The sequence below is a fragment of the Bradyrhizobium retamae genome (assembly GCF_001440415.1).
GTDB classification, from domain to species: domain Bacteria; phylum Pseudomonadota; class Alphaproteobacteria; order Rhizobiales; family Xanthobacteraceae; genus Bradyrhizobium; species Bradyrhizobium retamae.
In genome coordinates this window covers 43,088-56,348 of record NZ_LLYA01000214.1, presented here as the reverse complement: position 1 = coordinate 56,348, position 13,261 = coordinate 43,088, and the positions used below count along the sequence as shown (strand labels likewise).

At 61.0% G+C, this 13,261-nt stretch carries 11 protein-coding genes; 7 read left to right on the top strand and 4 right to left on the bottom strand.

Translation table 11 applies throughout. The features are described from left to right. Positions 1 to 23 precede the first annotated feature (23 nt). The 4 genes from oxc to CQ13_RS36925 all read left to right on the top strand — a co-directional run bounded on the left by oxc (position 24) and on the right by CQ13_RS36925 (position 4,968). Positions 24 to 1,754 (top strand): oxalyl-CoA decarboxylase, encoded by a 1,731-nt coding sequence (gene oxc, locus CQ13_RS36940; protein WP_057847836.1) that lies wholly within the window; start codon positions 24 to 26, stop codon positions 1,752 to 1,754. A 59-nt stretch (positions 1,755 to 1,813) separates the two neighbouring features. Then, on the top strand, positions 1,814 to 3,091 hold the full coding sequence (frc, locus tag CQ13_RS36935) for a formyl-CoA transferase (protein WP_057847835.1): 1,278 nt from the start codon (positions 1,814 to 1,816) through the stop codon (positions 3,089 to 3,091). A gap of 575 nt (positions 3,092 to 3,666) precedes the next feature. Continuing rightward, on the top strand, positions 3,667 to 3,996 hold the full coding sequence (locus CQ13_RS36930) for a hypothetical protein (RefSeq protein ID WP_245309582.1): 330 nt from the start codon (positions 3,667 to 3,669) through the stop codon (positions 3,994 to 3,996). Positions 3,997 to 4,191: 195 nt separating this feature from the next. Further along, entirely contained in the window at positions 4,192 to 4,968 is a 777-nt protein-coding gene (locus CQ13_RS36925) for a response regulator transcription factor (RefSeq protein ID WP_057847678.1), read from the top strand. A 32-nt stretch (positions 4,969 to 5,000) separates the two neighbouring features. On the opposite strand, the gene CQ13_RS36920 is transcribed toward CQ13_RS36925, so the two are convergent. From CQ13_RS36920 to CQ13_RS36905, 4 genes are all read right to left on the bottom strand, one after another. Then, on the bottom strand, positions 5,001 to 6,251 hold the full coding sequence (locus tag CQ13_RS36920; RefSeq protein WP_245309581.1) for an HlyD family type I secretion periplasmic adaptor subunit: 1,251 nt from the start codon (positions 6,249 to 6,251) through the stop codon (positions 5,001 to 5,003). A 305-nt stretch (positions 6,252 to 6,556) separates the two neighbouring features. After that, positions 6,557 to 8,323 (bottom strand): type I secretion system permease/ATPase, encoded by a 1,767-nt coding sequence (locus CQ13_RS36915; protein WP_245309580.1) that lies wholly within the window; start codon positions 8,321 to 8,323, stop codon positions 6,557 to 6,559. Between the two features lie 148 nt (positions 8,324 to 8,471). After that, positions 8,472 to 8,987 carry a hypothetical protein gene (locus CQ13_RS36910; RefSeq protein WP_057847677.1) on the bottom strand — a complete coding sequence of 172 codons (516 nt, stop codon included), beginning with the start codon at positions 8,985 to 8,987 and terminating at the stop codon, positions 8,472 to 8,474. Positions 8,988 to 9,254: 267 nt separating this feature from the next. Then, positions 9,255 to 10,406, bottom strand: a complete 1,152-nt coding sequence (locus CQ13_RS36905) for a hypothetical protein (RefSeq protein ID WP_057847676.1) — start codon at positions 10,404 to 10,406, stop codon at positions 9,255 to 9,257. Between the two features lie 579 nt (positions 10,407 to 10,985). On the opposite strand from CQ13_RS36905, the gene CQ13_RS44845 reads away from it, so the two are divergent. The 3 genes from CQ13_RS44845 to CQ13_RS36890 all read left to right on the top strand — a co-directional run bounded on the left by CQ13_RS44845 (position 10,986) and on the right by CQ13_RS36890 (position 13,250). Beyond that, the gene (locus CQ13_RS44845) at positions 10,986 to 11,123 is read left to right on the top strand and encodes a hypothetical protein (RefSeq protein ID WP_197427568.1); all 138 of its coding nucleotides are present in this window, start codon (positions 10,986 to 10,988) and stop codon (positions 11,121 to 11,123) included. Positions 11,124 to 11,661: 538 nt separating this feature from the next. Then, a complete protein-coding gene (locus CQ13_RS36895) occupies positions 11,662 to 12,672 on the top strand; it encodes a Bug family tripartite tricarboxylate transporter substrate binding protein (RefSeq protein WP_057847674.1) in 1,011 nt (336 codons plus the stop codon). Between the two features lie 80 nt (positions 12,673 to 12,752). Next, positions 12,753 to 13,250: a tripartite tricarboxylate transporter TctB family protein gene (locus CQ13_RS36890; RefSeq protein ID WP_057847673.1), complete on the top strand. Its 498-nt coding sequence runs from the start codon at positions 12,753 to 12,755 to the stop codon at positions 13,248 to 13,250. Positions 13,251 to 13,261: the final 11 nt, after the last annotated feature.

Below are 13,261 nucleotides of genomic sequence, written 5' to 3'. Positions count from 1 at the left end.
AAACGATCAGGGAGATGAAGCCCATGCTGAATACCGCGACCAAGTCCGAAGCACCGGGCACCGAGCAAGAGCTGACGGATGGCTTTCATCTCGTCATCGATGCGCTCAAGCTCAACGGCATCAATACTATCTATGGTGTGCCGGGCATCCCGATCACCGACCTCGGACGCATGATGCAGGCCGCGGGCATGCGCGTATTGTCGTTCCGCCACGAGCAGAACGCCGGCTACGCGGCCTCGATCGCCGGCTTTCTCACCAAAAAACCCGGCGTCTGCCTCACGGTCTCGGCGCCCGGCTTTCTCAACGGCCTCACTGCGCTGGCCCACGCCACCACCAACTGCTTCCCGATGATCCTGATCTCGGGTTCCTCCGAGCGCGAGATCGTCGACCTGCAGCAGGGCGACTATGAAGAGATGGACCAGCTTGCGATTGCCAAGCCGCTCTGCAAGGCAGCGTTCCGCGTGCTGCATGCCGCCGACATCGGCATCGGTCTCGCCCGCGCGATCCGCGCCGCGGTGTCGGGACGTCCGGGCGGCGTCTATCTCGACCTGCCGGCCAAGCTTTTCGGCCAGGTGATGGACGCCGGCGCCGGCGCAAAGTCGCTGGTGAAGGTGATCGATGCAGCCCCCGCCCAGATCCCTGCCCCGTCGGCCGTCAAGCGCGCGCTCGACGTGTTCAAGGGCGCCAAGCGCCCCCTCATCATTCTCGGCAAGGGCGCGGCTTACGCGCAGGCCGACGACGAGATCCGCGCCTTTGTCGAAAAGACCGGCGCGCCGTTCCTGCAGATGAGCATGGCCAAGGGCCTGCTGCCCGACACGCACGCGCAGTCGGCCGGTGCCGCACGCTCGACCGTGCTGAAGGACGCCGACGTCGTGATGCTGATCGGCGCCCGCCTCAACTGGCTGTTGTCGCACGGCAAGGGCAAGACCTGGGGCGATGCGCCGAAGAAATTCATCCAGGTCGACATCGAGCCGAAGGAGATGGATTCAAACGTCGAGATCGCGGCCCCCGTGGTCGGCGATATCGGCTCCTGCGTGTCCGCTTTGCTCGAGGGCATGGGCGGCAACTGGCCGGCCGCGCCAGCCGACTGGGTCTCGACCGTCAACAAGAAGCGTGACGACAACGTCGCCAAGATGGCGCCGAAGCTGATGAGCAACGCTTCCCCGATGGATTATCACGGCGCGCTCGGCGCGCTGCGCACCATCATCAAGGAACGGCCGGACGCCATCCTCGTCAACGAAGGCGCCAACACGCTCGACCTCGCCCGCGGCGTCATCGACATGTACAAGCCGCGCAAGCGGCTCGACGTCGGCACCTGGGGCGTAATGGGTATCGGCATGGGCTATTCGATTGCGGCCGCGGTCGAAACCGGCAAGCCCGTGCTCGCGGTCGAAGGCGACTCGGCGTTCGGCTTCTCCGGCATGGAGATCGAGACCATCTGCCGCTATCAGCTTCCGGTCTGCATCGTCATCTTCAACAATGACGGCATCTACCGCGGCACCGACGTCAATACGGGCGGTTCCGATCCGGCGACGACGGTGTTCGTCAAGGGCTCGCGCTACGACAAGATGATGGAAGCCTTCGGCGGCGTCGGCATCAACGCCACCTCGCCCGACGAATTGAAGCGCGCCGTCAACGCGGCGATGGATTCCGGCAAGCCGACGCTGATCAACGCCGTGATCGATCCGGCGGCAGGCTCGGAGAGCGGCCGCATCGGCAACCTCAATCCGCAGAGCGTTCTGAAAAAGAAGTAACCGACCTCCATTCATTCAATCTGCATCACGCAGTACAGACACAGTACGGAGCAATGACGATGACAAAGGCGCTCACGGGCGTTCGTATTCTCGATTTCACCCACGTCCAGTCGGGCCCTACCTGCACGCAATTGCTGGCGTGGTTCGGCGCCGACGTGATCAAGGTCGAGCGCCCCGGCGTCGGCGACATCACGCGCGGCCAGTTGCAGGACATCCCGAACGTGGACAGCCTGTATTTCACCATGCTGAACCACAACAAGCGTTCGATCACGCTCGACACCAAGAACCCGAAGGGCAAGGAAGTCCTCACCGCGCTGATCAAGAGCTGCGACGTGCTGGTGGAAAACTTCGGCCCCGGCGTGCTCGACCGCATGGGTTTCCCCTGGGAGAAGATCCATAGCATCAACCCAAAGATGATCGTGGCCTCGATCAAGGGCTTTGGTCCCGGCCCGTACGAAGACTGCAAGGTGTATGAGAACGTCGCGCAGTGCACCGGCGGCGCCGCCTCGACCACCGGCTTCCGCGACGGTCTGCCGCTCGTCACCGGCGCGCAGATCGGCGACAGCGGCACCGGGCTGCATCTGGCGCTCGGTATCGTCACCGCGCTCTATCAGCGCACCCACTCGGGCAAAGGCCAGCGCGTCACCGCAGCGATGCAGGACGGCGTGTTGAACCTTGCGCGCGTAAAGCTGCGCGACCAGCAGCGCCTCGCCCATGGCCCGCTGAAGGAATACAGCCAGTACGGCGAAGGCATTCCGTTCGGCGACGCCGTGCCGCGCGCCGGCAACGATTCCGGCGGCGGTCAGCCTGGCCGCATCCTCAAGTGCAAGGGCTGGGAGACCGATCCCAACGCCTACATCTACTTCATCACCCAGGCGCCGGTCTGGGAGAAGATCTGCGACGTCATCGGCGAGCCCGGCTGGAAGACCCATCCGGATTACGCCAAGCCGCCGGCCCGCCTGCCCCGGCTGAACGAAATCTTCGCCCGCATCGAACAGTGGACGATGACGAAGACCAAGTTCGAGGCGATGGAGATACTCAACAAGGACGACATCCCCTGCGGCCCGATCCTGTCGATGAAGGAGATCGCCGAGGACCAGTCGCTGCGCGCCACCGGCACCGTGGTCGAGGTCGATCATCCGACCCGCGGCAAGTACATCTCGGTCGGCAATCCGATCAAGCTGTCGGACTCACCGAGCGAGGTGACCCGCTCCCCGCTGCTCGGCGAGCATACCGACGAGATCCTGCGCCAGGTACTCGGCTTCAGCGATCACCAGATCGCCGAAATCCACGACTCCGGCGCGCTCGAGCCGCCGCGCAAGCAGGCGGCGGAGTAACGACGCCATCCGAACAGCACGAAAGGCCGCCGGTTTCGGCGGCCTTTTTGTTAGGGCGAGAGGAAGTCAGGTTGAATCGGCACGGCGGCCACCCGCCGCAGCTCTCATCATCGCAACGCCCACCCACCGCGAAACTGCGTTGCTCCGGAATTAACGATGCTGGAGCTCGCTGCGGCGAAGGACGGGCGTTTAACAAGCAGTTAAGACTTTTGCGCAAATGATAGACAACCAGCGCAACATTTTAGATCGCCGCAAGAATTGCGAGCGGACCTCAGGCCCCTTTATGAGGGATTAGCATGAGAACGCTTCTCATTGGTGTTCTGGCTGCGACCCTGGTTGGCTGTAGCTGCCTCTTACCGCCGCAAGCAAGCATGGAAGCATGCACGGACGCCATTGGGTCCGGCTGTCTCAACGGGATGGCGGCCAGCCGGCCGATTGAACCGGCGCCAGCGTCATCCAAGACGCATTCCGCGGCACCAAGAGCCAAATCCACAATCGCGACGAAGACGCAAGAGCCGTCGATTGCCCACGTCCGCGACGGGACCCAACGCGCTGAGAAAAAGGCGAAGTCCACCATGATCGAAGCGAAAGTCGAAGCCCCGGCATCTGGTCGGCCCGCTGAGACGTCCGATCCGGTCATGATCAAGGCGAAGACCACGATTGCCGCGAAGTTGGAGGAGCCGGCGTCTGCCGAGTTCGGTGAAATGAAACGGGCCATCCGCAAAAATACGCTCGGGCAGTCCGTCGACACCATTTGTGGTCGTGTCAAAGGTAAAAAGCCGTCGGGCGAAGGTACCGGAGATAGGCCGTTTTTGTATCTCGTGACGGAAGATGAAGCATACGTCGTCGATGGTCCCGCCAATTCAGCGGCGGCGAGCGCGTACCGGAATATTTGCAGCAGCTAGCCTACGACAGAACCGCTGCCAAGATCTATTGCGACGGACCAGAAGATCCTCCGGCGACGTTCCACAAATTCGAAAGCCGGAAGCGACGTTGCGATCAGCAGCAAACCGCTGCAGAGTGTGTGGGGCAGATTTGCTCCATGGAAAATGGAATCAAAGCTTGTGGAGTGACAGCTAATCTCTGAATTCGGGGACATCATGGACGATTTTTCTAATCCCGCGGAACTGGCCTTGGTATCACAAAACTCGCCGGTGCTCGTGATCATCGAGCAACATGTCCTGGCGCGTACGTGCATCCTCAACATCCTCAAGAGAGAGCTCACTGGGTTCGAGATCGTCGAGATGGCCACGACTAGTGGCCTGAACTGGCTATCCGGCAGAGACATCCGCTTGATTGCGCTGAATATCGGGCACAAGCAGATCACTGATCCTTCGATCGAGGAGAGCCTCGCCCTCCTTGCAGAAACCTGCCCGAAAGCGTCCGTTGCCGTGTTGTCAAACCGCGACGACGATGCGACGGCTTCGGCCGCGATGCAACGCGGAGTGCGCGGCTTCTTTCCGACATCGATCCCGGTCGAACTAGCTATTGCCGGATTACGCCTGGTCCTTGCCGGTGGGGTCTACCGACCGTTACCGATCGTGGGGCAAAACGGAGCAGCATCGAGCAAGACGATCTCGGGATGCCCCGACGCGTCCGAACTAATCGTAACGAACGAGGATAACGGCGGCACCAGGATTGTGCCGGAGAAGGCGATGGGTGACCTTACGCCGCGCGAACAACATGTGCTCGAGGCGCTGCAGCTCGGCCTTCCGAACAAGTTGATTGCCGTCAAGCTCAACCTTTCGGAAAACACCGTAAAAATGCATATACAACGTATCATGCGAAAGTGCTCCGCGCATAACCGCACCGAGGCGGTCGTTCGCTGGAGCCGAGCCAACGGTCATGCGCAGCCCTCACGCGTGCGGTCATCTTGAGAGCTGCCAGAGCTCGCAGTTCTGATCGCAGCTCAATCCTCGCGGAACGCGCCGTCGAAGCTGTCGAGCAGGGGCCGGAGAGCGTAGAGCGCCACGGTGCCGCGGCCCGTCTTGATGAATACCTGGGCCGGCATTCCCGGAACAATCTGGACACCATCGATCCCGGTGCTTGCCGGATCCTGCACTCGAATCTTGGTTGCGTAGTATGGCTGATCGGTACGCTTGTCGACCAGACGGTCGGCAGAAACGTGCGTCACAGTCCCATGAAGCCGTGGTATGCGGCGCTGATTGTAGGGCAGAAGATTCACGTCGGCGCTCAGTCCGGGACGGACCACATCGATGTCCTCGGGCCTGACACGCGCAATCACAATGAGTCGATCCTGCCGAGGAACCAGATCCATGAGAGGTGCGCCGGCGCCGATCACGCCGCCTGGCGTATGGATCTTCAGGTCGGTTACAACGCCGTCCTCGGGCGCCTTGACCGCTGTACGCGAGAGCTGGTCGTTGGCCGCCTGCAGTCGCTCGCGTAGCTGAAAAATCTGATTTTGCACGTCGCGCAGCGACTGCGCTATCTCGTTATGACGGTCACTCTCCATCTTGAGCAGAACTGCCTGCGATTCGTTGATGACCTGCTCGGCGCGCGATATCTGCGCAACAATCTCACCCCGCCGTCCCTCGATGTCGGCAACTTCCCGCTCGAGGTTCAGAAGCCTCGGGCGCCGCTCAAGTCCCTTGTTGACGAGCATGGCGACGGTTATCGCTTCTTCGCGCACGATTTCGACGCGCCTCGACGCCGCGCTTTCCTGCGCCCTGAGGCCCTCGATCTCCTTTTCCACCTGCGACCTTTTTTCCCGGTTCACGGCGACTTGCGATTGAAAGACCTGCCGGCGCGTCTCGAAGATGGCTTGCTGGCCAGCAAGGATATCCGCGACCGACTGACTGGCATTCTGCGCCGTCTCCAGCCTGGGCGGGAACGACACCCGCCAGTCGCCGTGCTGTTCCGCCTGCAGCCGCGCCTCTCGTGCCACCGCCTCCCACAACTGGCCTTGCAGACTCTGGGCTTCGGCGCGAGCCTTGGTGTCTTCCAGCGAGATCAGCGTCTGTCCGGCGCGGACAACGTCGCCGTCCGCGACCAGAATTTCCCTGATGATGCCACCTTCGAGGTGCTGAATCGTCTTGCGGCTCGACTCGGATTCGACGGTGCCGACAGCAATCGCGGCGCTCTCGAGGGGGGCATAGGTTGACCAGGTGCCGAAACCTACGACAAAGCCGAAAGCCAGCACGTTTCCTGTCCAGGTGATACCGCGAAGCCGGTCACGGAGCGCTGGCGGCGCCGATCTCAACCACCGCGGGACCTGCCAGATTTCAGCGTGAGCGATTGCAGTTTTCAGACGATCCCACCCTCTTCGGGCCGGGAGACCCTGGAAATGCCTGATACGGATCGAGGTGACACCGCGAAGCCGGTCGCAGAACGCTGGCGCCGATTTCACCCATCGTTGAACCGCCCGGATGTCGAGGTGAGCGAATGCAATTCTCATGAGATCGCATTCCCCTCGGGCAAGGCGATGGTGAGGATGTTTGCCGCGGATCATGGCAAGCTCGGCTGCGGCCAGGCGCCGACGCCGCCTTCGTTTTTCTGGTCGGAGCGACCCGGCACGGGTTCGCGTGAAGCGACCTGGGGACGGGCCAGGCACCTCTCGAAAATTTCCCTGCTGTCGCCGAATGCGCTGACAGCACCGTCCTGCATGATGGCAATCTTGTCCGTTGCGCCGAGAATCCCGATCCGGTGGGTGATGATGATGACAGTCGTATTGGCGGCCTTCATCCATTCAATAGCGTCGAACAGCATGCGCTCGCCGAGCGCGTCGAGGCTGGAGTTAGGCTCGTCGAGGACCACGAGGTGCGGATCGCCGAAAAACGCCCGTGCAAGGCCCAGGCGCTGGCGAAACCCGCGCGGCAGATTGGCGCCTCCGCCAACGACGACCGTATCGTACGACTGCGGCAGCCGGATGAGTGTCTCGTGAATGCCGGCCAGCTTTGCTGCTTCAATGACCTTCTGCAAATCGGCGTCGTCCAGCCGTGCAATGATGTCCTTTATGGTTTCTCCGAAGAGATCGATATCCTGCGGCAGATACCCAAGCCGCCGGCCGCCGCCCAAATCGCGCACGGCTGAAATGTCGACGCCATCGAGCAGCACCGAACCTGCCGTTGGAGCCGAGATTCCAGCGATGATCTTGCCGAGCGTGGATTTGCCGGAGCCCGATGGACCGATGATGCCAAGACATTCACCTGGCGCGAGACGAAACGACACGCCCTTCACGAACAGATGGTTCGATCCCGGCAGGGCGGCGCCGAGATTGTTGACGATGAGGTCGCCCTTCGGCCTGTCCGGGAGAGTCCTGATGCTCGCAGCCGGGGCGACTGCGGACATGATGTCATTGAGCCGGCGGTAGGCGGCGAGAGCCATCGCGAACGCCTTCCAGCCCGCAATCGCCCCTTCAACGGGCGGGAGCGCGCGTCCGAACAGCATGCTCGCGGCAAAGATGATGGCGGGATTTCTGTCCTGCTCGAGAACGAGCCAGGCGGCAGTGCCCATGATCACGACCTGGGTCAGCGCCCGCACGGGTTTGGAGATCAGCATGATGGTTTCGCTGCGGCGCTGAACCGCCTCTTGCTCGCTCCGGGCATCCTGCGCAGCCTGACCGATCAGGCGTGTGGCGCCGTCGAGCATTCCCATGGTTCTGATCACGTGGAGGTTTCCGACGGCCATGCCGAACCATCCCTGGCTCCTCGTCAGCGCAGCAGCCGATCGCGCCAGCGGGCCGTGCGTGAGACGGTCTCCGGCAAGCCCTAGAGCAAGCAGGAACAACGCGCTGAGTGTGCCGACTACGCCCAACAAGGGATGCACGAGGAAGAGAACGCCGAGGAAAAGTGGCGTCCAGAGCGCGTCAAACAGCGTCGAGCATGCTCCGGACTGTGCGAACTGACGCAAGGTCGCAAGATCGCGATAGGCTTCCGATGCCCGCGCCCGATCAGCCTCATAGGCGTATTTGAAGCACGCGGAGAGCGCTGCCGGATGGAGTTCTTCTTCAAGCCACTCGCCCATCCGGCCCAATGCAGCGCGGCGCAGTGCGTCAAGCACGCCGCCAACCACGACGGTAAACGCAACGATCAACGTCAGCATCAGGAGCGTAGCGCCGCTGCGACTCGACAGCACGCGATCGTAGATCTGAAGCAGATAGATCGAAGGCGCGAGGAGAAGAAGATTATAGCTGCAGCTATATGAGAAAACGAGCCCGAGCGATCCAGCGCAGGCCCGCAAGGCCGCTTTCAACGGCGTCCGCGCTGGTGACATTGTTTGCAGCCGAAGCGGTGGCGTCAGCATTGCGTTCCCGCCAGAGTTCTGAAGTCCGACCCTTCCCGTCCCATTGTTCGCCGACTTTGCAGCGAAGTGAGAACCGGCAGCCCCCGCCGCCGGTTCTCTGCCCCTCCAGAGTCGCCGATCAGCCGTGCGCTAACATGCCTGAATCGTCGATATAGTAGGTTTCGTGGCTGTTGAGCGAGTCGTTCAGTATCTTGATGTCAACGTCCCCGCCTTCCGCCTTGTTGTTGTTGCCGCCGTCACCGCCAATGCCGGCCCACACGTTCTGACTCATATCCGCCGAGAGGTAGTTTTTCTGGTGGGCCGAAGTGTTGGCATCCACGTCGGACTTATTGTGGCCGCTGTCGGATTCCTGGTCGCCATTCGATACGGCTTTGCCGCCCTCTGCTTTCGAATGCTTCTCCGCCTTCACATTCGCGCCCCCGGCGTCCCAGTAGGCCTTCTGATGAACCTGATCGCCGGTCTTGACGTACACGTCGGCGCCGTCAGCCTTGTTGTACGGGTTGAACTCGATACTGGGCTTGCTACTGATGTCACCCGTATTGACGCCGTCTCCACCGTTTCCCGCGCTGTTGCCGCCGGTCGAAATCTTCAGCGCGATCGTGTCGGAAGGAAACAATGCCTTTGCCTTTGCCATGTCAGTCTCCCTGAGCTGGTTTGCACACTGTGTGTCCCAATGTGGACAGCAACGATTTTGGTTTTGGACACCGGAGCGGTCTAGCTGCCAAAGCTGATGTCTTTCGAAGCGAAGGTGTACGCCCGAAATGCTACCCTCTCGCCCCCGCGATCTGCGCAGCCCCAGTGCTGCTCGAGCGTTTTCAAGAAGCGGAGAGGTTTGCGCCAGGAAGACGCGTCAAATCAAAACCTGGAACCTCGTTTCGATTCGATCGAAACGGAAAAGGCGCTAGGCGAGATCCAGCAAGTGAAGGTCCGACAACAGTTGCATGGCGAAATCACCGCCAAGCGCAGCGTTGCCGTGGCCGCCGTCACCACCGATTCCAGCAATCTGGATCGTGCTCTGATCGAACACGACATTGTTGCTCTGATGAGCCTCGGCTGTCGAGTTGTAGCCGGCGACTGCAATGTTGATCGGGACGTAGATCGCCACGTCGATGTCGATCATGCTTCCCGAGAAATGGCCGTTGCCGCCATTGCCAGCGCTGTTGTTGCCGGTCGTGATGACGTCAGAGCCGATCAAGTCGAAGATCGAAGAGAAGATGTCCGCAGTTCCGCCAATCGCGTGGTTGCCGTTGCCGCCATTGCCCCCAACACCGGCCATCTGAAACGCGGATTGATCAAACACCACGTTGTTTGTCTGTTCGGCGTAGGCAGTGGAATTGTATCCCGCCACCGCGATGTTGATCGGATAGTACAATGCAAACGACGCGTGAACGATGCCCCCATAGAAGTATCCGTCCCCGCCGTTGCCTGCGTGGTTATCCCCGCTCGCGATCACATTGGAGCCCATCCCGCCGTGGGAGAGGCCTGACCAGCCGATGGGCAAGTGGGGCCCGTAGCCAGTTTCGAAGACCGACAGACCTCCACCGATCGCGGCATTGCCGTTCCCGCCATCACCCCCAACGCCGCCCATCTGAAACGCGGACTGATCGAACACCACATTGTTTGTCTGATCGGCGTTGGCACTGGAATTATTTCCCGCCACCGCAATGTTGATGGGTGCATAGACCGCGACAGGAGCATGCACCATCGCTCCAGAGAAGTAGCCGTCGCCACCATTGCCGGCGCTGTTGCCACCGGTGGCGATCGCGCCGATGCCGACAGACCCGAACGCGCCGACGCTTCCGCCCAATGCGGCATTCCAATTGCCGCCATCACCGCCAACTCCCGCGATCTGGCTTGCGGACTGATCAAAATAGGCGATGTTCGTCTGATGGGCGAGGGCTGTCGCATGGACGCCCGGCCACACCACGTTGAGCGGCTCGAAACCAGCGTAGCTGCTGTGGATCAGGCTCCCGGCAAAATAACCTTTGCCGCCATTGCCGGCGCTGTTATCTCCCGTGTGGGTCAGGAAGCGTGGCAATGAATCCGCGGACATCCACCACGAGCCTGGCAGATCGTTTCCGAGCTGAGCCTTGCGGTCGAGGGGAACGCGGTGAACAGGGTCCGGTACACTCCGATGATCCATGACTGTTGCCCTACCGAAATTGCCTCGCGCCGACCGGACGGACGCCTCCCTCACTCAAGAGAGAATGTCACCTCGGCGAGCCAGAAGCCGAGTCGTCAATTCGGATCGCAAACGTTCGGGCGATAGACATGATATCAGTTACGCCCGTTCGGGTGTGGTTCGCACACCGACGAGATCGTGCGCCAGGTGCTCGGCTTCAGCGATCACCAAAGCGATCACCAAGTCGCCGAAATCCACGATTGCGGCGCGCTCGATCCGCCGCGGAAGCAGGCCGCCGAATAAGCACCCTGGGATTCTGGAATGCAAAAGCCGCCGGTTTTCCGGCGGCCTTTTCATTCTGGAGTGCCAGCATCCGGACTCTTTGCTGCAATGCAAACGTCCGATTTGCTGCTACGCAAACAAAGTTATTGTTGGTGGTATCTGGTATACATAAAGTCTCCCCGTATCACGAAAGCGGAGCTTCTCCGCCACTTCAGAAAGGGGACATCCATGTCCAAGACTGCCTCCATCGGCCTCCTGCCCTCCCCCACCCTGTTCGGCCGCCTGATGGCTTCCATCGACCGTCTGCTGATCGCGAGCAGCCGCGTTGCGGTTCGCAACGGCGATCTCCCCCCTTTCGGCCTCTGATGCTTCTGCAGTAAGGGCTTTTTTGCGCGGCGCCTCGCGAAATCCTACCGCAACCATAGGTTACATTTCGGTCAACGCCCCGGTTTCCGGGGCCGTTTTAGTTCGCCGCTCACCGATTGCCTGTTTGGGCGCCACCTGCGACAAATTGGCCGAGTCTCGTGTCGAAACCAAAAACCAGTTGCATCGTGGCATATCATATACAACAATTCTAAAAACGCCCATACCAGAACAAGGGCGCATACTAGGGGGGAGCTAGGCCGTGCAGTCCGCAAGGGACAGCGAAGGCGACATCGCAAGGAACGGGCAGCGTGAGCGTGCCCACCCCTCTTCTTGCGCCTCTCAGACTCACAATTGGCCGAAAGGAGCGGATGCCGCCCGATCGGGCCCCTCGTACAATTCGAACCTGCGGGACTCGCGATGAGGCAACCATTGCGGCGCGACGATCATGGGTGCATGAAGACCCGAAACGTTTGATCGGGAATGAACTTACCAAGCCGGCAAAGACCGGCGTAACCACAGTTCAACGGGAGTGAAGCAAATGAGGCGTTCTACACATCTTGCATTGGGAACGATTGCGGCGCTGTGCACGGGCGGGGTCGCGGTTCCCGCAACGGCGGCGTGGGAGCCGGTGCGGCCCGTTGAATTCATCGTCCCCGCCGGCACGGGCGGCGGCGCCGACCAGATGGCGCGCACGATCCAGGGCATCGTCACCAAGCACAGTCTGATGAAGCAGCCGCTGGTCGTCATCAACAAGTCCGGCGGCGCCGGCGGCGAAGGCTTCCTCGACGTCAAGGGATCGGGCGGAAATCCCCACAAGATCATCATTACGCTCTCCAACCTCTTCACCACTCCGCTTGCCACCGGAATTCCGTTTAGCTGGAAAGACCTCACGCCGGTCGCGATGCTGGCACTGGATGAATTCGTGCTGTGGGTGAACGCCGACAAGCCGTACAAGACGGCGAAGGAGTACATCGATGCCGTGAAGGCCGCTCCCGCCGGCTCGATCAAGATGGGCGGCACCGGCTCGAAGCAGGAAGATCAGATCATCACTGTCGCCGTGGAAAAAGCCGTCGGCACCAAGTTCACCTACATTCCCTACAAGGGCGGCGGCGAAGTCGCCGTTCAACTCGTCGGCAACCACGTCGATTCGACCGTCAACAATCCGATCGAGGCGGTCGCGCAATGGCGCGGCGGCAAGCTGCGTCCGCTCTGCGTTTTTGATGCAAAGCCGATGGCCTACGACGAGCCGATCGCGGACGGCAAGGCCTGGAAGGACGTTCCGACCTGCAAGTCGGCAGGTCTTGACATGGAATATCTGATGCTGCGCGGCATCTTCATGGCGCCCAGGGCCACCAAGGACCAGGTCGAGTATTATGTCGAACTGTTCAAGAAAATTCGCGCCACTCCTGAGTGGCAGGACTTCATGAAGAGCGGCGCATTCAACACGACCTTCCTGACCGGCGCAGAATACGCCAAATGGGTCGAGGCCGAGGACAAGCGTCATCAGGCTCTGATGAAAGAGGCCGGTTTCCTCGCTCCGAGCAACTGACCGAGAAGCACTGATCGATTGGGTTAGCAACGCAGACGGCGGGCTCGGTTTCCGCGGGCTTGATTGCGCATGGAGTTTCGATGACAACAGGCAGTTCGAGCAACACCGGCCCGACCCACAAGCTCGTGGAAGCAGGCGTCACCCTACTGATCGCTCTGTTCGGAGTGATCGTGATCGCAGGCAGCCTCAAGGCCGGGATCAATTGGGGCCCTGAGGGCCCCCGCGCCGGGTTCTTCCCATTCTATATCGGGCTTTTCATCATCGCTTCCAGCGGGATCAATCTGTGGAACGGATTGCGCGAAGACAATGACGGACTGTTCGCGGAGTGGGGACAGCTTCGTCAGGTTCTGAGCGTCGTCATTCCTACCGGAATTTATGTCGGCTCCATGCCGTTCATCGGGCTGTACGTCGCTTCGACCATTTTCATCGCATGGTTCATGCGATGGCTGGGCAAATACAACTGGATCACCGTCCTGGCGGTGGCATTGGGCATGCCCCTCGTCACGTATTTGATTTTCGAGCGCTGGTTCATGGTCCCGCTTCCAAAGGGACCCGTGGAAGAGTGGCTCGACCTGTAAACAACGACGTA